Annotated in this window: 23 protein-coding genes and 1 tRNA gene; 15 read left to right on the top strand and 9 right to left on the bottom strand. The window is 70.5% G+C overall.

The window, feature by feature from the left end; genetic code table 11:
* Positions 1-708: a DNA repair and recombination protein RadB gene (gene radB, locus B4V04_RS11070; protein WP_498231621.1), complete on the bottom strand. Its 708-nt coding sequence runs from the start codon at positions 706-708 to the stop codon at positions 1-3.
* Between the two features lie 184 nt (positions 709-892).
* Complete coding sequence (locus tag B4V04_RS11065) at positions 893-1,099, bottom strand: cold-shock protein (RefSeq protein WP_004046191.1); 207 nt, start codon at positions 1,097-1,099, stop codon at positions 893-895.
* 186 nt (positions 1,100-1,285) lie between these two features.
* Here B4V04_RS11065 and B4V04_RS11060 point away from each other — a divergent pair, with 186 nt between their 5' ends.
* The 5 genes from B4V04_RS11060 to B4V04_RS11040 all read left to right on the top strand — a co-directional run bounded on the left by B4V04_RS11060 (position 1,286) and on the right by B4V04_RS11040 (position 4,859).
* Positions 1,286-1,981, top strand: coding sequence for an SCO family protein (locus tag B4V04_RS11060; protein ID WP_498231619.1), 696 nt, complete (start codon positions 1,286-1,288; stop codon positions 1,979-1,981).
* Positions 1,978-2,523, top strand: coding sequence for a TlpA family protein disulfide reductase (locus tag B4V04_RS11055; protein ID WP_498231617.1), 546 nt, complete (start codon positions 1,978-1,980; stop codon positions 2,521-2,523). The genes B4V04_RS11060 and B4V04_RS11055 overlap by 4 nt, the downstream gene beginning before the upstream one ends.
* Entirely contained in the window at positions 2,520-3,185 is a 666-nt protein-coding gene (locus B4V04_RS11050) for a cytochrome C biogenesis protein (RefSeq protein ID WP_498231615.1), read from the top strand. Before B4V04_RS11055 ends, B4V04_RS11050 begins: the two co-directional genes overlap by 4 nt.
* A gap of 89 nt (positions 3,186-3,274) precedes the next feature.
* Positions 3,275-3,931 carry an AIM24 family protein gene (locus B4V04_RS11045; RefSeq protein WP_498231613.1) on the top strand — a complete coding sequence of 219 codons (657 nt, stop codon included), beginning with the start codon at positions 3,275-3,277 and terminating at the stop codon, positions 3,929-3,931.
* A 13-nt stretch (positions 3,932-3,944) separates the two neighbouring features.
* Positions 3,945-4,859: a glycerophosphodiester phosphodiesterase gene (locus B4V04_RS11040; protein WP_498231611.1), complete on the top strand. Its 915-nt coding sequence runs from the start codon at positions 3,945-3,947 to the stop codon at positions 4,857-4,859.
* Positions 4,860-4,916: 57 nt separating this feature from the next.
* On the opposite strand, the gene B4V04_RS11035 is transcribed toward B4V04_RS11040, so the two are convergent.
* Positions 4,917-6,272 (bottom strand): sodium-dependent transporter, encoded by a 1,356-nt coding sequence (locus B4V04_RS11035; RefSeq protein WP_498231609.1) that lies wholly within the window; start codon positions 6,270-6,272, stop codon positions 4,917-4,919.
* Between the two features lie 193 nt (positions 6,273-6,465).
* On the opposite strand from B4V04_RS11035, the gene B4V04_RS11030 reads away from it, so the two are divergent.
* Positions 6,466-7,854, top strand: coding sequence for an NAD(P)/FAD-dependent oxidoreductase (locus tag B4V04_RS11030; RefSeq protein ID WP_498231607.1), 1,389 nt, complete (start codon positions 6,466-6,468; stop codon positions 7,852-7,854).
* Between the two features lie 25 nt (positions 7,855-7,879).
* Here the strand turns inward: B4V04_RS11030 and B4V04_RS11025 are convergent, their stop codons facing one another.
* On the bottom strand, positions 7,880-9,013 hold the full coding sequence (locus B4V04_RS11025; protein ID WP_498231605.1) for a M24 family metallopeptidase: 1,134 nt from the start codon (positions 9,011-9,013) through the stop codon (positions 7,880-7,882).
* A 204-nt stretch (positions 9,014-9,217) separates the two neighbouring features.
* Between B4V04_RS11025 and B4V04_RS11020 the strand changes: the two genes are divergently transcribed.
* The 5 genes from B4V04_RS11020 to B4V04_RS11000 all read left to right on the top strand — a co-directional run bounded on the left by B4V04_RS11020 (position 9,218) and on the right by B4V04_RS11000 (position 12,391).
* Positions 9,218-9,292: transfer RNA gene (locus tag B4V04_RS11020), tRNA-Val, on the top strand.
* A gap of 95 nt (positions 9,293-9,387) precedes the next feature.
* Entirely contained in the window at positions 9,388-10,005 is a 618-nt protein-coding gene (locus B4V04_RS11015) for a LysE family translocator (RefSeq protein ID WP_498231603.1), read from the top strand.
* 135 nt (positions 10,006-10,140) lie between these two features.
* Positions 10,141-10,872 (top strand): haloacid dehalogenase type II, encoded by a 732-nt coding sequence (locus B4V04_RS11010; RefSeq protein WP_498231601.1) that lies wholly within the window; start codon positions 10,141-10,143, stop codon positions 10,870-10,872.
* Positions 10,873-10,948: 76 nt separating this feature from the next.
* Positions 10,949-12,028 carry an aminopeptidase gene (locus B4V04_RS11005; protein WP_498231599.1) on the top strand — a complete coding sequence of 360 codons (1,080 nt, stop codon included), beginning with the start codon at positions 10,949-10,951 and terminating at the stop codon, positions 12,026-12,028.
* A gap of 78 nt (positions 12,029-12,106) precedes the next feature.
* Positions 12,107-12,391, top strand: a complete 285-nt coding sequence (locus B4V04_RS11000) for an amphi-Trp domain-containing protein (protein ID WP_498231597.1) — start codon at positions 12,107-12,109, stop codon at positions 12,389-12,391.
* 39 nt (positions 12,392-12,430) lie between these two features.
* Here B4V04_RS11000 and B4V04_RS10995 read toward each other — a convergent pair whose 3' ends face one another.
* A complete protein-coding gene (locus tag B4V04_RS10995; protein ID WP_498231595.1) occupies positions 12,431-12,988 on the bottom strand; it encodes a response regulator in 558 nt (185 codons plus the stop codon).
* A gap of 195 nt (positions 12,989-13,183) precedes the next feature.
* Here B4V04_RS10995 and pan2 point away from each other — a divergent pair, with 195 nt between their 5' ends.
* The 3 genes from pan2 (at position 13,184) to B4V04_RS10980 (ending at position 15,752) form a co-directional block, all read left to right on the top strand.
* Positions 13,184-14,407, top strand: coding sequence for a proteasome-activating nucleotidase Pan2 (gene pan2, locus B4V04_RS10990; protein WP_498231593.1), 1,224 nt, complete (start codon positions 13,184-13,186; stop codon positions 14,405-14,407).
* A 295-nt stretch (positions 14,408-14,702) separates the two neighbouring features.
* Positions 14,703-15,248, top strand: a complete 546-nt coding sequence (locus B4V04_RS10985) for a pyruvoyl-dependent arginine decarboxylase (protein ID WP_498231591.1) — start codon at positions 14,703-14,705, stop codon at positions 15,246-15,248.
* 126 nt (positions 15,249-15,374) lie between these two features.
* Positions 15,375-15,752, top strand: a complete 378-nt coding sequence (locus tag B4V04_RS10980) for a DUF5811 family protein (protein ID WP_008007407.1) — start codon at positions 15,375-15,377, stop codon at positions 15,750-15,752.
* 7 nt (positions 15,753-15,759) lie between these two features.
* Here B4V04_RS10980 and B4V04_RS10975 read toward each other — a convergent pair whose 3' ends face one another.
* From B4V04_RS10975 to B4V04_RS10965, 3 genes are all read right to left on the bottom strand, one after another.
* Positions 15,760-16,623 (bottom strand): M14 family metallopeptidase, encoded by an 864-nt coding sequence (locus tag B4V04_RS10975; protein ID WP_498231589.1) that lies wholly within the window; start codon positions 16,621-16,623, stop codon positions 15,760-15,762.
* A gap of 74 nt (positions 16,624-16,697) precedes the next feature.
* Positions 16,698-18,284, bottom strand: coding sequence for a lipopolysaccharide biosynthesis protein (locus B4V04_RS10970; RefSeq protein ID WP_498231587.1), 1,587 nt, complete (start codon positions 18,282-18,284; stop codon positions 16,698-16,700).
* 67 nt (positions 18,285-18,351) lie between these two features.
* Positions 18,352-19,371 carry an aldo/keto reductase gene (locus tag B4V04_RS10965; RefSeq protein WP_498231586.1) on the bottom strand — a complete coding sequence of 340 codons (1,020 nt, stop codon included), beginning with the start codon at positions 19,369-19,371 and terminating at the stop codon, positions 18,352-18,354.
* Positions 19,372-19,844: 473 nt separating this feature from the next.
* On the opposite strand from B4V04_RS10965, the gene B4V04_RS10960 reads away from it, so the two are divergent.
* A complete protein-coding gene (locus B4V04_RS10960; RefSeq protein ID WP_498231584.1) occupies positions 19,845-20,393 on the top strand; it encodes a DUF8130 domain-containing protein in 549 nt (182 codons plus the stop codon).
* 118 nt (positions 20,394-20,511) lie between these two features.
* On the opposite strand, the gene B4V04_RS10955 is transcribed toward B4V04_RS10960, so the two are convergent.
* Positions 20,512-21,630, bottom strand: a complete 1,119-nt coding sequence (locus B4V04_RS10955) for a pyridoxal-phosphate-dependent aminotransferase family protein (protein ID WP_498231582.1) — start codon at positions 21,628-21,630, stop codon at positions 20,512-20,514.
* Positions 21,631-21,647: the final 17 nt, after the last annotated feature.

The raw sequence follows: 21,647 nt of genomic DNA, 5'->3' as shown, positions 1-21,647 counted from the left end.
TCAGGCGTCCGCGCCCTCGGCGAGCCCGTCGGCGACGATCCGGAAGGTGGCGGAGTCGCCGGCGGGCTTCGAGCGGTGTTTCTCCAGCGTGGCCCGGCGGTTCCCGCCGCGGAACCGGTCGACGCGGAGGATCGCGCCGGTCCAGTGGTTGAGGGTGTTGCCGCCGAGCGCGCGGTCGCGGTCGGAGTCCGGGTCGGTGAACACCTGGTTGGTGATCACGACGGCCAGGTCGTGGCGGCGGGCCAGCGAGAGCAGGTGCGTCACCTGCTTGGCGACCTTTCGGAGGGACTCGCCGCCCTCAGTGTCGCCGGCGCGCTCCAGTCGGTAGAACCCCGTCGCGGAGTCCAACACGATCAGCTCGACCTCCTCGGCGAGCTCCTCGGCGTCGCGGACCGCCTCCCGCTGGTCGTCGAAGTCGTACGCCTCCGAGATCACCAGCCGCGACGCGATCTCCTCGACCGTGTCGTCGACGTCGGGGTCGTCGGCGCGGCCCGCAGCCAGCTGCTCGAAGCGGTCGATGGAGAGCCCCTCGGTGTCGATGTAGAGCGCGCGGTCGCCGGCGGCGGCGACCTCGACCGCCGCGGCCAGCGCGAGGTTCGTCTTCCCGGCCGCGGGCGGGCCGTACAACTGCGTGACGACCCCGCGCTCGAAGCCGCCGCCCAACAGGTCGTCGACCGGTCGACAGCCGGTCGGGATCGGATCGCTCACTACGAGACGCGTTGCTCGCGCTCGTATTTAAACGGTCGATCGCGGCGACGGCGAGCGTAGACGAGTAGCCGAGCGTCCCGCTCGTCGGGGCGAAATAAGCGCGAAAAACGGGACGGTCGCCGGTCGCGGTGACCGGCGACGGGGTCCGGTAGTGCGTGCGGACGCGGCGTCCGCGGTAGAGTCGTTAGTTGCGCGTCAGGTTCGTCGCGCGGGGTCCCTTGGGCGAGGACTCGATGTCGAACTCGACCTCCTGGCCCTCCTCGAGGTCCGGGCCGCCGACGTCTTCCATGTGGAAGAACACGTCCTCGTCGTCGTCGAGATCGCCGTCGTCAGTCGAAATGAAACCGTAGCCGCCAGTGTCGTTGAAGAAGTCAACCTTACCGTTTGCCATTGCAACCAAACGTACAGGCGTTTCGGGGATAACGCTTGCGAGGGTCGTGGTACCACGACCGTTCCGAGCGACGTGTCCGCTCTCGCCGCCCGGATTCGACGCGCGTCACCGACCGCGGCTGTGTTCATCGCGTGCCACCAGCCGCGAGGTTCATTTACGAGCGTCCGCGTAGACACGGACAGACACATGGATCGTCGCACCTATCTGCGGTCGCTCGCGGCCGGAACCGGCGTCGGCGCGACCGTCGGGACAGCCGGCTGTCTCGGCGTGCTCGGCGCGGGCGGCGCCGAGGGGACCGTCCTCGGCCCGCCGGAGCGCGACCTGAGCGAGGCGGCCCACCCGAGCTACGGCGACGAGATGCCGGAGTTCACCGTCCCGGACCCGCTCACGGGCGAGGAGGTGTCGGTCGCCGACTTCGAGGGCGAGCGCGCCGTCCTCTGGACCTCCTTCTACACGAACTGCCCGGACGGCGTCTGTCCGGCGCTCATCCTCCGGCTCCGGCGCGCGCAGGCGGTCGCCGCGGAAGAGGGGTACGGCGACGAGTCCGCCTTCCTCGCGCTCACGTTCGACCCCGAGCGCGACACCGCCGAGGTGCTCCGCGAGTACGCCGGCCAGCAGGGCGTCGACCTCGACGCGGGCAACTGGCACTTCCTGCGGCCGGAGAGCTACGAGCGCGGGCAGGAGGTGATGGACGAGAACTTCGGGCTCGTGATCGAGAAGGCGGACGCCGACCAGTACGAGAACCTGGAGTACCAGTTCCCCCACTACGGGCTGATCATCCTCGCCAATAAGCGGGGGATCGTCGAGCGCGCCTACCCGCGGGGCCCGCAGACGGACATCGAGCGGCTCGTGAGCGACTTCGAGCGGGTGGTCACCGCGTGAGGCGCCGCCACCTCCTCGCCGGGCTCGCCAGCGCGGGCGCGCTCGGCGGGGCCGGCGTCGTCGCGTCCGGGAGCGCGCCCGAGGTGCTCGGGAGCGGGGACGCGCCCGAACCGATCGAGCCGACGACGCTGCCGACGGTCGACGCCCCGGGGAGCCGCGACGGCGAGGTGACCCTTCCGGCTCCTGATCGCCCGACATTTATCGACTTCTTCGGAACGTGGTGTCCCCCGTGCGCCGAGCAGATGCCGGCCCTCGCGGAGGCCCACGATCGGATCGGCGACGAAGTGTTGTTCGTCTCAGTAACGACCGAAAACGTCGGCGAAGTAGTCAGCGAGGAAACTGTTGCTAACTGGTGGCGCAAGCACGAGGGCGATTGGCTCGTCGCGGCCGACACGACTGCCGAACTCGCTGCCAGATTTCCGATTAACGGCTACCCGAGCGCACGCGCTGTCGACGCGACCGGTCGCGTCCGCTGGGCGACGTCGGGGACCCACACGACAGAGGAGTTCGTCGAGGGAATCCAAAAGGCACTCGACCGATGACCGACGTCTCGCTCGCGACCAACGTCCCCTTCGCGGTGACCGCGGGCGTGGCGACGTTCTTCTCCCCGTGCGCGTATCCCCTGCTGCCGGGCTACGTCGGCTTCTACGTGAACTCCGTCGACGCCGACGACGCCTCGGTGACCGGGGCGGGAGCGCGCGGCCTCGCGGCCGCGATCGGCGTGCTGGCGACGTTCGCGCTGCTCGCGGGCGCGACGGTGCGGATCGGGTACTCGACGCTGTCGAACATCACCGTCTTCGAGACGCTCGTCGGAGTGCTGCTCGTCGTCTTCGGGCTGCTCGTGGTCGCCGGTCGAGCGCCGTCGCTGTCGATCCCGCTGCCGAAGCGCCGGTCGAGCGTCCTCGGGTTCGGGCTGTTCGGCGCGGGGTACGCGCTGGCCGGCGCGGGCTGCGTCGCGCCCGTGTTCCTCGGCGTGGTCGCGCGGGCCATCGCGCTCCCCGGCGACGCCGCCGCCCTGATCCTCTCCGTGTACGCCGGCACGGTCGCCGTCCTGATGGCCGCGACGACCGTCGCGACGGGCGTGGGACTGATCGGGAACGCCAACCGCGTGATGGCCCACGCGGGCGCCCTGAAGCGGGTCGCCGGCGCCGTGATGGTCGCCGCCGGGATCGGACAGCTGTACCTCGCGCTCGTCGTCTACTGAGGTCGGTCGGGTCCGGGTCCGACCCAGACATTCATGTCCGATGCCGGAGTACGCTACCGGTGCCGAACCCGACGGTTCGATCCCCGCACATGAATCTAGACCAGTTCACGGCCGAGAACGCGCCGACCGAGAGCGCGGAACCGTTCCAGCGCGAGAACAGCTACACCCTCGACGTCGACGTCGGTGGCACCGTGATGGCGAAGGCCGGCTCGATGATCGCGTACACCGGCGACGTCTCCTTCACCGGGAAGGCCTCCGCGGAGGGCGGAATTACCGGCTTCCTCAAGGAGGCGGCCACCGGCGAGGGGACGCCGATCATGGCCGTCGAGGGCCAGGGGCACGTCTACTTCGCCGACGACGGAAAGAAGGTGCAGGTCGTCGAGCTCGACGCCGACGAGTCGATCACGGTCAACGGCGAGGACGTGCTCGCCTTCGAGGAGGACCTCTCCTACGAGATCAGCGCCATCGACAGCCTCGCCGGCTCGCTCGCCGGCGGCTTCAGCAACGTCTACCTCGAGGGACCGGGCTACGTCGCGCTCACCACCCACGGCGACCCGATCGTCCTGGAGACGCCGGTCGCGACGGACCCCAGCGCGACCGTCGCCTGGGGCGGCACCTCCCCGAGCGTCGAGGTCAACCGCAGCCTCTCGGACATGATCGGACAGGAGTCCGGCGAGCGGTACCAGATGCGCTTCGACGACCCCGGCGGGTTCGTCGTCGTCCAGCCGTACGAGGAGCACGTCTGACGGCGGTTAGACGATGGCGGACCGCGGCGAGACCGGCGGTGCCAAGACCGACGACGGAGAGACGGACGACGAGTCGACCGACGTGACCTGCCCCACTCCGACCCTGATCGCCCACCGCGGGTTCGCCGGGGAGGCTCCGGAGAACACCGTTTCGGCCGTCGAGCGTGCCGCGACCCGCGGAGCCGACTGGGTCGAGGTCGACGTCATGCCCACCGCCGACGGCGACGTGGTCGTCGTCCACGACGCGGAGCTCTCCGGCCGCGGCGAGCGCGCCGGGACCGGTGCCGACGGCGACCGGGGGCTCACCGACGCGACCGGTGTCGTCTGGGAGACGGACACCGCGACCGTCACCGGCGCCGAGGTGCTCGACAGCGGCGAGACCGTCCCCCTCCTCGCCGACGCCCTCGACGCGGTCCCCTCGGACGTCGGCGTGAACGTCGAACTCAAGAACCCCGGCCGGCGCGGCCTCCGTCCCGACGAGAAGCTCGACGACGACGCCCTCGCGGACCGGACTGCGGTCTGGCGGCCGTTCGTCGAGCGCGTGCTCGGCGTCGCCGAGAAGTGTGAGAACGACCTCCTGTTCTCGTCGTTCTGCGAAGGGGCGCTCGCGGCGGTCCGGGAGCTGTCGTCGCTGCCGGTCGCTCCGCTAATGTCCGAGTCGATCGCGGACGGGCTCGCGATCGCCCGCGAGCACGACGCGGCCGCGATACACCCGCCGATCGACGCGGTCCGAGGGACGCCGTTCTTCGACGCCGAGCGGTTCGGCGAGTCACCCGAGAACGGAGCGCCGGACCTCCTCGCGGCCGCGCACGACGAGGGACGCGCCGTGAACGCCTGGACCGTCGAGACGTGGTATCAGGCCGACCGGCTCGCCGCGGCGGGCGTCGACGGGATCATCGCGGACTACTCGACGCTGTTGCGCGACTGAGAGAGCCGCTCGCGACGAGAGAACTGAAAAGTGGATCCGCCGTTCGGCGCGGATCGCTTATCGCGCCGCCAGCCACTCCGCGAAGGAGCCAGTGAGGAACCCGGCGTAGTCGACGAGCCCGAGGTACAGCGAGACGAGGACGACTATCACGATCGGGATCCGGACCGCCCAGATCCACGCGTCGCCGAGCCAGCCGAGGTCGCCGATCCCCTTCGACAGCTCTTCGCGGGCGACGGCGGGAACCGCCCAGCCGACGAACAGCGCGAGCAGCAGCGAACCGAGCACGAGCAGGATGCCGTCGGCCAGCTTGTCGTACAGGTCGAGGAAGATCAGGTCGATCGTCACCGGGACGCCGAGCAGGAAGACGGCGACGCCGAGCGCGACCGACGCCGGGAGCCGAGCGACGCCGAGCTCGTCGATCAGGTAGGAGACGAGCACCTCGAGGATGCTGATCGCCGAGGAGAGCGCCGCGATCCCGACCATCGCGAAGAAGACGACACCGATGACTCGGCCGCCGGGGATCCCGGCGAACGCCGAGGTGAGGCTGACGAAGATCGCGCCTGGCCCGCCCGTGCCCGGCTCGATCCCGACCGTGAAGAGGACGGGGAAGACGACGAACCCGACGAGGACGGCGACGAGCGTGTCGAGCGCGGCGATGATGCCGGCGTCTGCCGCCAGATTCCGGTCCTCGCCGAGGTAGGAGGCGTAGGTGATCATCACGCCCATCCCGAGCGAGAGGGTGAAGAAGGCCTGTCCGGCGGCGGCGGGCAGGATCTCGGTCCAGTTCGCCGCGATCGTTCCGAAGTCCGGCGAGAGGTAGTACCCGTACGCCGCGCTCGCGCCGTCGAGGGTGAATCCGTAGGCGGCCAGCCCCAGCAGCAACACCAGGATGGCGGGCACCATGACCTTCACGCTCAGCTCGATGCCGCGCCTGACGCCGGCGGCGATGATGCCGATGACGAGCGCCATGAACACGGCGTGAAAGAGGAGCGTGTCGAGGCCGGTCGAGACCGTGCCGAACAGCGCCTCCGCCTCGGCCGGGTCGGTGATAGTGAACCCCTCGGTGAGTCCGATGAGAGTGTACCGGAGGAACCAGCCGGCGACGACGCTGTAGTACGAGAGGATGATGAAGCCGGTGACGACGAACAGCCAGCCGGCGTACGACCACGCGCCGCTGCCGAGTTCCCGGAGCGCGCCGACGGGATTCCGGTCGGTCCGACGACCGATCACGAACTCGACGAGGATCGCCGGGAACCCGATCAGCGCGACGAACGCCAGGTAGGTGATCAGAAACGACGATCCGCCGTACTGGCCGGTGATGAACGGGAACCGCCAGATGTTCCCGAGCCCGACGGCGCTGCCGACCGCGGCGAGGATGAACCCCGCCCGCGTCGCCCACGTCTCTCGTGCCATTGGTATCGGAGGAATTCCGTTGCGGGCTAAAAACGTGTCTCTCCGGCGCTGAGACTCTTATTAACATCCGTGAACGATCGCGTCGCAATCGACTGGAGCGTCGGCCTCGTCCGACCCGCCACCGAGGGCGAGGCGTTCGGTTCGTCCGGTCGGGGACCGTGAATTTAATAGCCGGAGGGTTACCTCACGGGGTATGGAACGCGTAGACGTCGCTATCGTGGGAGGCGGTCCGGCCGGCGCCTCCGCAGCGCACGCGGCCGCGACCGGCGGCGCCGACGCCCTCGTCTTAGAGAAGGGGGTGCCGCGGGCCGACCGCGACCGGCTCGGCCCCGACTCGACGGACGCCGCGGGAATCCTGGACTACTGGGTCGACATCATGGGGATTCACCCCGACGAGTTCGACGACGGCGTCGTCCAGCGGGAGCTGACCCGCGCGGAGTTCCGCGGGCCGGACGAGGCGGCGACGCTCACCTCCACCGGCATCGACTCGTCGTACGACAAGTTCGGCTACACCTTCCACCGCGCCCGCTTCGACGACTGGCTCCGCGACCGCGCCGAGGAGGCCGGGGCGGAGTACCGCGCGGGCGTCTCCGTCCGCGGCGTCGACACCGACCTCTCGGTGGGCCCGAGAGACGAGGGCCCTCGGCACACGCTCGAACTCGCCTCCGGCGAGTCGGTCGGGGCCGACTTCCTCGTGCTCGCCGACGGCCCGCAGCGCACCGTGACGAACCGCGTGCTCGACGAGTACCTCCCCGCGGACGCGGCCGCCTCCGACCGCCTCGCGTCGCGGACGGCGAACCACATCGCCTACCAGGAGTACCGGCGGGTGCCCGAGGCGGTGTACGAGGAGGTGAACGACGCGCTCGTCTTCTGGTGGGGCGTGATGCCCGGCGAGACGGCGTACCCGTGGATCTTCCCGAACGCCGACCGCGTCTGCCGGATCGGGCTGACGATGCCGATCGGCCTCGATATCGACGAGTTCGACCGGGACGCCTACACCCTGTTGGACCCCGACGACGAGTCGATCCCACAGGGCGGCGAGTACGTCCGACGCCTGCTGGAGTGGCAGTACGGCGACGAGTACGACGTCGAGGAGGACTTCCCGCTCGTCGAGGACGCGGGCAAGCGGAACGGGACGGAGACGTACCCCATCTCCTCGACGCGCCCGATCGACTCGCCGACTGACGCCGGCGTCGCGGTCGTCGGCGGCGCGATGGGGACGACCTCCGCCTTCCACGAGGGCGGCGACCACGTCGCGGTCCGGACCGGCGCCATCGCCGGCGAGCTGGCCGCCGCGGGCGACATGGCCCCCTACAACCGGCGCTGGAAGGAGGCGATCGGCAACGAGATCGTCCGCAACGTGACGATGGCCGACATGGTCGCCGACTACGAGCCGGACGACTGGAACCGGATCATCGGCGCCGCCGACGCCATGCTGGCGGCCGAGGCGGGCGACGGCCTGCTCGCGCAGCCGTACCGCTCGGGCTGGGAGTCGGTGAAGCTCATTCTCGGCTACAAGTGGAACAAGCGGCGCGTCAGGAAGGACTACGTCGGCATCGACGAGAGCGAGTACGTCTACTGAGGACCGCGCGTCGAAGGAGGGCGCCTCAGCGGATCACCGGCGCCGACAGCTCCCGCGGCTCGGTCGAGACCCCGTCGACGTCGACCGGTTCGACCTCGTGAGTCGGCCACTGGCCCGTCTTCGTCAGGGTCTCGGTGAAGTCGGGCGCGACGAGGTGGGTGTCCTCGCTCTTCGCGCCCCGCACGGTGGGATTCCACGCGTAGCCCATCGGCCGGCGGACCGGTTCGTCGCTCCCGGGCGCGGCGAACCACTCGCGGCCCGCGAACCCCGCGGCGCCGCCCTGGTGGTGCTCCCGCCACTCGTCCGGAAAGCCGACGGCGTCGTACGCCTCGCGGATCGCGTCGAAGACGTCGCCGGCGGTGTCGGGGGCGTCCGCGCCGTCCCCGCCGTCCGTGAGGTCGCCCGCGGCCGCGGCCTCGGTCGCCGCGAGCGCGGTCGCCTCGACGCGGGCCGCGGCGCGGTGGCGCTCCTCCAGCCAGTCGGGGGCGTCGAAGGCGACCGTTCGGGTCAGGGAGGCGTAGAGCCCGGCCCGCTCGGCGGTGACGGAGACGAGCGCGTAGTCGCCGAGCGCCGCGTCGCTCGGGGTGTAGTGTCGATACGCCTGCGCGCGCTCTGCGCCGCCGACGAGCACCACGGGGGTGTCGACGTCGCGGGAGGCGAGCGAGATGTCGATGCCGGCGGCGACCTCGTACTCCGGGTCTTCCGGTTCGAGGTTGCGGCAGACGGTCTCGACCGCGGCGGCGGCCTCGCGACCCAGCTCCCGGTAGCGCTCGACGTCGTCGTCGGTGAGCGGCTGGCGCAGCCGGCTCCCGTCAACGCGCTCGAATCCCGGCACGTCGAAGTCGGCGGCGGCGGGGGAAGGCGAGCGCTCGGCGACGGCCGCGGCCAGCGAGTCGGCGTGCCACGGGAACGACTCGACGGCGACCGCGTCGGGGACCTCCTCGTCGGCGAGTCGATCCGCCTCGATGTTGTCCGTGATCACGCGGAGCGCGCCGTCGTAGCCGGCGGCCGCGACCCCGACGTCGGCGTCGTCGTCGACGACGTTGTCGCCGCCGGTGAGCCACGCGAACCCGTTCGGCTTGGCGAACCAGACCGCTTCGAGCCCCCGGTCGTCGAGATACGCGTCGAGCCTGTCGGTGCGGGCGGCGAGGTCGACCATACCGACCGACTCTCCCCGATCCAGTAAAAGCGGTCGAAAGCCGGTCGCGGGGGCGCGGCCCGGCCCGGAGATCCCGTTACCGCGGCTTCGACCGCCGCACGCGAGCGGTGCCGGATCGGGGGACCGCGCCACGCCGTCGCCGTTCGAAACGAAAGGTTCAATTACGTCCCCCGGATACGACGAAACGCGTCAGTAAGCCCCCTCGGGTTGGTAGTCTAGTCCGGTTATGACACCTCCTTGACATGGAGGAGGCCGGCGGTTCAAATCCGCCCCAACCCATTTCTGTCGACGCCGCAACCGCGAGCGTAGCGGAGGGTCCGTCGCCCACGGCCAGGCCGGTCGATTTTTCTCCGCGGAGTCCGCTCTCCGAGGTAATGACCGTCGTCGCCGTCGACCCTCCCACGTACGCCCTGTTCGTGCTGGCGGCGGCGACGCTCGTCGTGACGCCGGGGCCCGACACGCTGTACGTGCTCTCCCGCGGGATAGAAGACCGGACGGCCGGCCTGCACGCCGCGCTCGGCGTCACGACGGGGATCCTGTTCCACACTGCGCTCGTCGCGGTCGGCGTCGCGGCGATCTATCGGACCATTCCGGGCGCCGAGCGGGCCGTTCAGGTCCTCGGCGGGCTCTTCCTCCTCTACCTCGGCGTCGACACCCTGCGGTCGGCCGAGAGCGACCGGCCGTCGCCGACGGGCGGCGGCGTTCGGGAGGGGTTCCTCATCAACGCCCTCAACCCGCAGGTCGCGCTGTTCTTCCTCGCGTTCCTCCCCGGATTCGCGGCGGGAAGCGCCGGCGGGGACGCCGACGGCGGCACGTCGATCGCGGTCCTCGGCGCCACCTACGCCGCGCTCACGGCCTGCTACCTCGGCGTCGTGGCCGTCGCCGCCGACGGGGCCGCGGACGTGCTCCGGTCCGAGCGGACCGGCCGCTGGCTGGACCGGGTCGCGGGCGGGATCCTGCTCCTGATCGGCGCGTGGGCGCTGACCGGGTGACCGCCGACGCCGACCGGGCGACGCCTCCGGTCTTCGGACGTTCGGTTCCGGCCCTCGCTCTCGGTCGTGAGGCTCGCGCAGCCGTTCCGCGACGCGTAGATTGATAACGCATACTCGCAGTGTGACAGCCGCCATATGTCTGCAATCGCTGCGGAGACGCTCCGCGAGGAGACCGAAGTGCTCGCGTTCGACCTCTGGGACACGCTGCTCGACCGCGAGTCGACGCTGGTCCCCGCGTTGAGCGCGCTGCTCGACGACCACGGGAGCGACTACGACCCCGAGATCCTGCTCCGGCGGTACCTGGCGATGCACTTCCGGGACTCGATGATCGACTCGCTGATTCCGGGACCCCACACGCCGTTCAAGGAGATCAGCCGCCGCGCGCTCGCGTACCGGCTCGAACAGATCGGCCTCGACGTCCCCGACGAGGAGGTCCGCGCCGTCATCCGGCAGTGGAAGACCCTCCAGCCGTACCCGGACGTCGACGCGGCGCTGGACCGACTGGGCGAGGACTACAAGCTGGTCGGTCTCTCGAACGGCGACCCCGACATGCTCGACGCGGTCCGTCCCAACTTCGAGACCGAACTGGACGGCGTCGTGTCGGTCGCGGACGCGGGCGCGTACAAGCCGCATCGGGCGTCGTACGACCTGACCTGCGAGGCGTTCGACGTCGCCCCTCACGAGGTCGCCTTCGTGACCGCGCACACGTTCGACCTCGTCGGCGCGAAGGCGGTCGGCATGCGCGGCGCGTTCCTCAACAGGCACGAGAACCCGTACGGGGGGTGGATCCACGAGCCGGACCTCACCGTTCCCGACACCGAGGCGCTGGCCGACGCGCTCGCGCCCCGCGGAAGCTCGGGCGAGTAGCGCCGCGGGCGAGTAGCGCTCCCGCGCCGACGACCGCTTCCAAAACCCGTAATTCCCCGCGGCGAGAGGGTGTCGTATGGACGCACGCATCCGCGAGCACGCCGAGATCATCGCCGACCACTCGACCGGCATCGAGTCCGGGGACGACGTCGTCATCCAGCTGCCGGCCGAGGCCGAGGACCTCGCGGTGGCCCTCCACGAGATCTGCGGGGACCGCGGCGCCAACCCCGTCTACCTCAACTACTCGAAGCGCGCCCAGCGCGCGTTCAAGCGCAACTCGGACGAGTTCACCGAGCCGGATCACCGGCTCGCGCTGTACCGAGAGGCCGACGTGTTCGTCATCGCGCGCGGCGGATCGAACGCGACCGAGGACGCCGACGTCGACCCCGAGACGAACGCCGCCTACAACCGCGCGATGGAGGACGTCAAGCGGACGCGCCTCTCGAAGACGTGGTGTCTCACGCAGTTCCCGACCGCGAGCCACGCCCAGCTCGCCGGGATGAGCACCCAGGCCTACGAGGACTTCGTCTGGGACGCCGTCTCGCTCGACTGGGAGGAGCAGCGCGCGTTCCAGGAGGAGATGGTCGCGATCCTCGACGACGCCGAGGAGGTCCGGATCCGCTCGGGCGAGGAGACCGATCTCACGCTGGACGTCGCCGGCAACGCGACGCTCAACGACTACGGCGAGGCGAACCTCCCCGGCGGCGAGGTGTTCACGGCGCCCGTCCGCGACGGCGTCGACGGCGAGGTCCACTTCGACCTCCCCCTCTACCGCTACGGCCGCGAGATCGACGGGGTCCGGCTCCGGTTCGAGGACGGGGAGGTAGTCTCGCACTCCGCCGAGCGCAACGAGGACCTGTTGACCGGGATCCTCGACACCGACGAGGGGTCGCGCCGGCTCGGCGAGCTGGGCATCGGGATGAACCGCCAGATCGACCGGTTCACCTACAACATGCTGTTCGACGAGAAGATGGGCGACACGGTCCACATGGCGGTCGGCTCCGCGTATCCGGAGACCGTGGGCGAGGAGAACGAGGTCAACGAGTCGGCCGAGCACGTCGACATGATCGTCGACATGAGCGAGGACTCCGTCATCGAGGTCGACGGCGAGGTCGTCCAGCGCGACGGGACGTTCGTGTTCGAGGACGGGTTCTGAGGGCGGTCGTCGCTCTCGGTCGGTGGGCGTTCGCTTTCGGCGTGCGGGTTTATACCTCGGTGTGACGTACGTTCGGCCATGCCCGAAGAAGTCCTCTTCGAGTCGGAGAGCCGCCGGAGTCGCGAGGAGATCGCCGCGTACCTCCGGACCGTGGTCGAGTCGCTGGAGTCCGGGAGCGGGATCACGCTCACGCGCGGCGAGGAGTCGGTGACGATGGAGCCGCCGGCCCGGCCGACGTTCGAGGTGAAGGTGGAGCGCGAGGGGCCGGCCGACGGCCCCGGCGAGCTGAGCGTCGAGTTCGAGCTGGAGTGGAACGAGGACGGCGAGACCGGCGGCTCCGGCGGGGAGTTGGAGATCGAGTAGCGGGTTGGCGATCGAGTAGACGGCCGAGGCGCCCCCGGTCTACGGGACGTTGCCCGGGACCTCGACGAACGCGTCGCGCGCGGAGAGGTGATCGAGCGTGTCGTCGACGCGGTCGCGGACCGACTCCATCCGCTCGACGAGCTCCTCGTACTCGTCGGTTCCCGTCGTGCCGGCGGCCTCCAGCGCGGCCTTCTTCGAGGCCAGCGCGAAGAACTCCTGACTGTGCTCGTCGTACTCCGTGCGGTGGAGCAGCACCTCCACGAGCGTCAGCAGGTCCTCCTTCGTCACCGGCTTCGTCTTGTAGTCGTCGAACGGCATATCGACGATGTCGACGTCGGGCTCGACCGCGGTCAGCATTGCGACCCGGGCGTCGTAGCCCGCCTCGCGCATGGCCGAGAGCACCTCGTGGCCGGACATGTCGGGCATCCGCCGGTCGAGGAGGACGACGTCGACCGAGTCGTCCATCTCCGCCATCGCCGCCTCGCCGCCGGTCGCGATCCGGACGTCGTACGCCGAGTCGAGGTACACCCGGTACAGCTCGGCGAGGTCGGGCTCGTCGTCGACCGCGAGGACCGTCGCCGGGGTCTCGTCTCTCATGGGGCGAGCTACGCACGCGGCATGTTAAAGCGTTGACCCGTAGTTATCGCGGCTGATACTTCAACGGGCGAGCGGCCCCATTCGGGCGTCGTCGACCCGGCCCGAGCGTGAGGGTGCTTGATCCCCGCGGTCGGGACGGGGAACCACCGTGACCCAAAGGCACATTTACGCGCGCTCCGTATCGGCACACAACGAATGTCTCATAGCCCCTCACTGCCCGACCGCCCCCGTCTCGAGCTCGATCCGGAGATGAGCGAGACGGAGCGGCTCGAAGCGATCCGCCAGCACTACCGGCGGATCCTGCAGGTGAACGAAGAGCTTGAGCAGCGGCTGGACGACGCGCAGGGCCGCCGCGGCGAGCTGAAGGCCGACGTCGACGAGCTGAAACGCGAGAACGAGGTGCTGAAGACCTCCTCGCTGTACATCGCGTCGGTCGAGGAGATCACCGACGACGGCGTCGTGATCAAACAGCACGGCAACAACCAGGAGGTGCTGACGCAGGCGTCCACCCGGCTCGACGAGGACCTCCGCCCGGGCGACCGCGTCGCGATCAACGACTCGTTCGCGGTCCAGCAGGTGCTCGACGACGAGACCGACTCCCGCGCGCAGGCGATGGAAGTCACCGAGTCCCCGGACGTCGAGTACGACGACATCGGCGGCATCGACGAGCAGATCCGGGAGGTCCGCGAGGCCGTCGAGGACCCGTTGGAGAACCCCGAGCAGTTCGAGGCCGTCGGCGTCGAACCGCCGAGCGGCGTCCTGCTCCACGGCCCGCCGGGGACGGGGAAGACGATGCTCGCGAAGGCCGTCGCCAACGAGTCGGACGCGACGTTCATCAAGATGGCCGGCTCCGAGCTCGTCCGGAAGTTCATCGGCGAGGGGTCGCGGCTCGTCCGCGACCTGTTCGAGTTGGCGGCCGAGCGCGAGCCCGCCGTCATCTTCATCGACGAGATCGACGCCGTCGCCTCGAAGCGGACGGACTCGAAGACCTCCGGCGACGCCGAGGTCCAGCGGACGATGATGCAGCTGCTCTCCGAGATGGACGGCTTCGACGACCGCGGCGAGGTGCGGATCATGGCCGCGACCAACCGCTTCGACATGCTCGACGAGGCCATTCTGCGCCCCGGCCGGTTCGACCGCCTCATCGAGGTGCCCGAGCCCGACGCCGAGGGGCGCGCGCGCATCCTCGAGATCCACACGCAGGACATGAACGTCGCCGAGGGGACGGACGTCTCCGCGGTCGCCGCGGACCTGGAGGGGTACAGCGGGGCCGACATCGCCTCACTGGCGACCGAGGCCGGCATGTTCGCGATCCGCGACGGGCGCACCGAGGTCACGCAGGCCGACTTCGAGTCGGCCCGCGAGAAGCTGCAGGACGCGGAACAGACCGAAGAGCAGGTCATCAACTACCAGTACTAGAGCTCCGGGGCGGCGACTGTTTTCGGGGGCTTTGAGAGTGAAGACGGCGGATCGGCGGTAAATGTCTCCAAAGTCCCAGCCAGCGGTAGAGCCGCCGGCGACTGTCCCTTTGAGCCCCGTCCGGCACGGCGACCACAGCCTCACGCCTCCCCAACCTCGTCGGTGGTCCTCCGCTCCGCTCCGGACCACCGACTCCCTCGCGCGTGCTGTCTCGCGCCCTTCCGGGCGCTCGCAGGCACGCGCCAACGCGGTCGGTTCGTAACCTCTTACCTCCCGCACCATCGATTTCCCCCCGATGAACACCATCCACGTCGCCGGCGGCGTCGGCGTCGCCGACACGGCGATGGCCTCCTACGACGCCGCTCTTGCGGACGCGAACCTCCACAACTACAACCTCGTGGCGGTCTCCTCCGTGGTCCCCGCAGAGGCGACCGTCGAGGCGGTCGAGGAGGCGCCCGACCTCGGCCCCGCCGGCAACCGGCTCACCGTGGTGGAGGCGCGTCGCACCGTCGGTCCGGACGACGAGGTGGACTTCCGCGAGGGCGGCCGCGCCGGCGCGGAGGACGCCGAGTCGAAGCGCGCCCCCCGCCGCCGCCCCGACGTGGCCGCCGGGCTCGGCTGGGCGACCGGCCCCGGCCCCGGCCTCTTCTACGAGGTGACCGGCGAGGACCCGGGCGACGTCCGCGAGCGGATCGAGGCCGGGTTGGACGCCGGCGGCGAACTGCGGGACTGGGTGCTGCCGGATCGGGAGGTGCGCGTGGAGACGGCGGCCTCGGCGCCCGGGCGGTACACGACCGCGGTCGTGATCGCGGCGTACGGCGAGTCGGAGCCGATCCTGTGACGAACGGCGACGACCGCCGCCGCGGGCGCGCGTCCGCCGATGGGGTTCCGGCGGCCATTGGCCTCCGGACGGATCGCCCCCGCCGACGCCTTTTTGACCCGGCTCCGCGTACCGAACGTGTCTTCGATGAACGGCAATAACCCGTACGCCGGGGCACCGGGTGTGACGAACGCGGGCGAGCCCGCGGCCGTCGACCTATCCCCCGATCAGGAACGGCGCCTCCGGCGCGCGGTCGCCGGAATCGTCTCGCGAACCGAATCGTATCTCCCGAACAGCTACGCCGTCGGCTCGGAGCTGTCGGTCGGCGCGAACGGGCCGCAGGCGACCGTCGCGGTCAACCCGCCCGCCGGCCACCCCGTCTCGGCCGGCTTCACGCCGGACCCCGACGAGCTGGAGGCCGGCATCGCCGACGCCGACACCGACGAAGTCGCCCGCGGGCTGGCCGCCAGCGCCGCGATGCAGGTGATGGACGCCGTCGGCGACGTCACGCCGACCGCGAAGTGAGTACCGGCTACTCCGCCGTCTCTTCCGCCGAATCCTCCGCCGCGGCCGTTCCGTCGACCGCCGACGCCGGCGGCTCCATGGTCCCCGTCACGCGGCCGTAGATCCCGAATATCTCCTCGTAGCCGTGCTCGCTCGCGAGGATCGGGACGACTCCCTCCTCCTCGACGCGGTGGGTGTACACGTCGTCCTCGGCGAACACCGCCCCCGGCGGTATCGCCTCGAAGTTCGCGAAGTGGACGCGCGGCTCCCCGCCGCCCTTCGGCACCTCCTCGTCGCCCGCGACGACCGTCGTCTCGGTGAACGCCGCCGGCTCGTCGTCGAGCGCGCCGTGCGCCCGGAGGAACGCCAGACACGCCTCGTAGCCGAACGCGATCGCCTCCTCGCTCCCCTGTCTCCCGACCTCGATCGAGACGGTGTGGGGGACGACGGAGTCGAGCGTCGTCGACCGCAGCCCGCCGGAGTCGACGACGAACTCCACGGGCATCCCGGTGACGCTCCGGCGCACCGACTCGGTCGGGTCGCTGTAGATCGCGAACGGCGGCGGCGCGCTGTGCGAGGTGTGGATCGCGAGCACCGCGTCCATCCCCTCCAGCTCGGCCGCGAGCCGCGGCGCGAGCGCCCGTTCGTACTCGTCGCTGTCGGGGTCGCCCGGGAAGACCCGGTTCAGGTCGGCGTCCGTGTACCGCGTCCCGGCCGCCAGCGCCGGCTCGTTGGCGACGATCAGTCGAACGCAGCCGCTCCCCGCGCCCGTCTCGTCGAGCTCGTCGGCGAGCCGTCTGACGATCCGTTCGCCGGCGGGCTCGTCGCCGTGGATCCCGCCGACGATCGCGACGCGGGCGGAGCCGGCCGACCCGCGCTCGAACGTTTCCATGGGACACCGTACGCGACGGTCGGATGATAAAGGGTCGACCTTCGGCCGCGCGGTTTCGACCGGCCGAAGCCGGCTTACCGCCCGAATTTACGGACGACCGCGGCTCGGTACCGCGCCGCCAGGTGGCGAGCGACGAGACGATCCCGGGGGTCGACGCCGAGGTAACGAAGCGTCGCCGCGTACGCCGCGAGGCCGACAGCGGCGCCGACGACGACCGCGGCCCGACCGGGGACGAGCGCGCGGATCATCCGCATCGCGAGGAGGGCCACGCCCCCGGCCGCGAGCGGCGTGAGGAAGGTGCGGTCGAACGGCCACAGCCCCTCGAACCGCCGGAGCAGCAGCACCTGGATCGCGTTCTGCGCGGCGATCGCGAGCGACGTGCCGAGCGCGGCGCCGACGAGCCCGAACCGGACGACGAAAGCGTACGTCAGCCCCACGTTGAGGACCGCGAGCAGCCAGTCGAGCGCCATCCGGGCGTACTGGTGGTCGGTCATCATCAGGAGCCAGCCGGTCGCGCCGACGGCGCTGCCGACGAACACCCCGCCGAGGTAGACGACGAGCGGGAGGTAGCCCGCGACGTACGGGTCGCCGAACAGCCCGAGCAGCTCGCGGCCGTACACCGCGAGGACGGCGATGATCGGGACGACCGCCGTGACGATCTGGCGGGTCACCGACGTGTACACCGCGTTCAGCGTCGCCGTCCGGTCGTTCCCGTACAGCTCCGAGGCGACCGGCGGGAGGAGCTGGTTGAACGACATGAGCGGGATCCACGCGATCGCGATCAGCACGAGCACGACGTTGTACACCCCCGCCGCGGTCGCGGTCAGGAGCGCCCCGACCAGCAGCACGTCGACGCGGTTCTGGAACACCTTCCCGAGGCTGCTCATCGCGACCGGCGCCGCGTGGTCGTAGAAGCGCCGCGCCTCTCGCCGGGCGCCGCGCAGCGACGGAACGATCCCAGTCACCCGCGCGGCGAGCGGGACGGCGACCGCGGCGAGCAGCGCGGTCGCGGCGACGATGCCGACGGCGACGCCGCCGATCGAGTACCCCAGCGCGAGCGCCGCGACCGCGGCGGCGAGCCGGACGCCCGGCCGGAGCAGCTTGTTGAAGGCGATCTCGCCGCGGGCCGACCCGACGGCGCGGAAGGTCGCCGACGCGACCATCACGACGCCGAGGAGGCCGACGAGGAACCCGAACGCCCGCATCGCGCCCGGGAAGGCCGCCTCGCCGACGGTGAGGTCGTTGATCCGCGGCGCGGCCAGCCAGACGCCCGCGGCGATGGCGGCGCCGAAGCCCAGCGTCGTCGCGTACGCGAGCCCGGCGACGACGCCCCGTCGCGGCGGGTCGTCCGCGTACTCGGGGAGGTACCGCTGGAGCGCCGGGACGCTCCCGAAGGTGACGAGCCGCGACAGGAGCTGGGCGATCCGCCACGCCAGCGCGTAGACGCCGTACGCCGTCGGGCCGAGCCCGCGAGCGAGGACGAACTCGGTCGCCGCCGTCAGCGCCCGCTGCCCGGAGACGCCGCCGGAGGTGACCACGGCGCCGTGAGCGATGGTCACGAGCGCCTCCCGCTCGTCGTCGGGGACGGAATCGGTATCGGCGTCGCTCGCGGGCTCGCCCGGAGGGCTGTCGTCGTCGTCTGCGCCGGCTCCGTCGACCACGGATCGATCTACCCGACCTGTCTCGGCTCGGGAGAAAAGCGACTCGTTCCGTCGCCGTCCCGCCCCGCTACCAGCGGTGGTGGACGTGCTCGCGGACGAACTCGTCGTACACCTCGCGAACCGTCTCGTGGGCGGCCTCGTCGAGCGGGGGAATATCGCTGACGGCCGCGTTCGCGCGGATATGCGCGGGCGTCGTCGACCCCGGAATGACGGTCGTGACGGCGTCGTGGTCGAGGATCCACCGGAGCGAGAGCTGCGCGAGCGAGACGCCGTCGCCGCTCGCGTCGGTCGGGTCGTCGGCGACCGCGTCGACGCGGTCCGCGAGCGCGTCGGCCGCGTCGAGGCCGGTCTCGTAGGGGATCCCCGCGAACGTCTCGCCCACGTCGAAGGCGTCGCCGTCGCGGTTGTAGTTGCGGTGGTCGTCCGCCGGGAACTCGGCGTCCCGCGAGAGCGCGCCGGTCAGCAGGCCGGAGGCGAGCGGCACTCGGCAGATCACGCCCACGTCGCGCTCGGCGGCCCGGTCGAGGAACAGTTCGGCCGGGCGCTGGCGGAACGGGTTGAAGATGATCTGGACCGACTCGACGCCGGGGTACTCGACCGCCTTGAGCCCTTCCTCGACGCGCTCGACGCTGACGCCGTAGTCCGCGATCCGCCCCTCGTCGGCGAGCGTCGCGAGCGCGTCGAACGTCTCCGGTCGGTAGTAGACGTCCGTCGGCGGGCAGTGGAGCTGGACCAGGTCCAGCGTCTCCACGTCGAGGTTCTCGCGCGACCGGTCCACGAACCGCCGGAGGTTCGCCTCGGCGTAGCCGTCGGCGACGTGGGGGTCGAGCCGGCGGCCGGCCTTCGTCGCGACGGTCACGTCGCCGCGCGCGATGTCGTCTTCGAGCACGTCGCCGAGGATCTGCTCCGAGCGCCCGTCGCCGTACACGTCGGCGGTGTCGAAGAAGTCGATCCCGGCGTCGCGGGCGGCCTCGACGGCCTCCACGGCTTCGGCCTCGCTCACGTCGCCCCAGTCGCTCCCGATCTGCCACGAACCGTAGCCGACCTCGCTGACCGCGCCGACGTCGCCGAGTTCCCGGTGGTTCATGTTCACTCCCACCTGATCGGGGCGACGGCAAGGGCGTTCCGGAGGCGGAACCGCGGACTACGAAACCGGCTACGGAGCCGACGATTTATAACTGAATAGCGGCGGCGTCGCCGGCGCGTAGCGCCGGCTGCAAGCGAGAGCTTTGCTCTCGCCCTGCGTGCCGGTGAGCGGCCCCCCGGCCGCGAACAGCGAGGGACCGGAGGTCCCTCTGGCAGCCGGACGTAGTCCGGCGACCGCACGCGTGAGGGACGCGGTGAGCGCTCGAAGAGCGCGAACCGCGAGGCTGGGGCTTTGGAGGCGTTCACCGCCGCGTCGTCGTCGATACTCACAGACGACTCACCGGCCTCGTTGAAATCCGTTCGGCAGACGGCTTCCCGTCTGAAACGGTCGGTCTCAGAGGCCTGCAAACGGAGTCTCATACTACCGTTTGTGTTATCAACAAAATTATTCATAACTGGACACCAGTCGGAGACATGAAGCGGAGACGTGCCCTCGCGGTGGTCGGACTGTCTGCTCTTCCCCTTTCGGGGTGTATAGACAGCGTCGGTATGGACGGGACGACCGGAGAGCCAGGGTCGGGTGACGAGCGTTCGATCGCGGTGTCTATCACGCGCGTGGCCGGCGACGGAGCCATCGGCTTCGGTTGCGACGTTCACCGCTCCGAAATCAGTGAGGGTTCTCCGGCAGTCGTCGAACTGACGGCGAGAAACGAAACGGAGAGTGAGATCGAGTACGTGACCGGCGCTCCGGAACCGTTCGGAGCGCTCTACGACCCCGATTCGCCCGACGCGATCTTGTGGACTGACAGATACGTCGAGAGTCAGTACGTGGAGACGGAGGGGCGTCGGGTAACCGGCGGGGAAGACGTCGGGATCAGCGTCACGCTCTCCCCCGGAGGCTCTCGGTCTGAAACCTATGAGTTTGCCGCCCCTCCGGGAAGCTATTCGATACAGCGGACCGGGAATCCGCTCACGCTCGGAGACGAGACATACGAATTGATCATCGACGTTTCGGAGGCCTAATCGCTCCGTCGATGCTTTGTGGTGACCGGAACCGGAGCAGAGTGTCGCACCCTCTACCGATTTCGGCGAAATAGGCTCACCAGGACCTCGGAAATCCCCCGACTACTCCTCTTCCGAGTTATAAAACGCCCTCTAGCGCGTCCATCGTCTCGTCCACGCGCTCGACCCGCGCGTTGTGGCCCATATGCCCGACGCGCAGGATGTCCCCCGCCAGCTCCCCGAGCCCGGTCGCGACGAGCACGTCGCGCTCCTCGCGCAGGCGCTCCTGCAGTTCCTCGGCCCGCCCGGGAACCTCGAACGCGGTCACCGTCGGCGAACTGCGATCCGGGCTCGGATACGGCTCTAACCCCAGCTCCGCGCCGCGCTCGCGACACCGCGCCGCGGCCTCCGTATGCCGCTCCCGGACCGCGTCGAGCCCCTCCTCCAGCCACAGCCCGAGCGCCGCGTCGAGCGCGACGACCTCGGTCGTGAGGTGGGTGTACGGGAATCCCCCGGAGGTGTCACGCCACGGCAGGAAGTTCGTGTACAGCGAGTGCGGCTCCCGCTCCTCCATCGCGGCCCACGCGCGGTCGCTGATCGCGGCCGTGGTGAGCCCCGGCGGCGCGCTGAAGCACTTCTGGGAGGCGCCCAGACAGACGTCGATCCGCTCGGTCGGCACCTGCACCCCGCCGAGCGAGGAGACCGCGTCGACGACGGTGAGGGTCTCGCCGTCGGTCCCCGCCAGCAGGTCGAGCGCGGGCTCGAGGTCGTTGAGCGTCCCCGTGGGCGTCTCGCAGTGGACCATCGTCGCGACGTCGAACTCGGTGTCCCCGTCCGCGAGCGCCGACTCCAGCTCCGCGAGCGGGAGCGCCTCGTCGTAGTCGGCCGAGACCAGCGTCGCCTCGCCCCCGTACGACTCGACGAAGTCGGCGAACCCGTCGCCGTAGAGCCCGTTCGAGAGACACAACACCTCCGTCCCGGGCTCGACGAGCGAGGCGATCGCGGCCTCCAGCCCGAGGATCCCCTCCCCGCCGGGGACGACGACGTCGCGGGCCGGGCCGTCGCCCTCGCCGCCCTCGCCCGGCGCGTCGCCCCCGCCGCTCTCGCCCGACCCGACGCCGTACACCGTCGCCAGCCGGTCGGTGAGCCGGTCGTAGATCCGCCGAAACTCGGGGTCCACGTCGGGGTTGATCAGCTCGCGACTCATCGCCTCGCGGACGGGGTCGGGGACCGCGGTCGGTCCCGGCGTCATGAGCATACCTCGACACTCGGTTC

The organism is Halorubrum sp. B52 (genome assembly GCF_059752555.1).
This window is presented reverse-complemented; position numbering and strand designations above follow the sequence as displayed.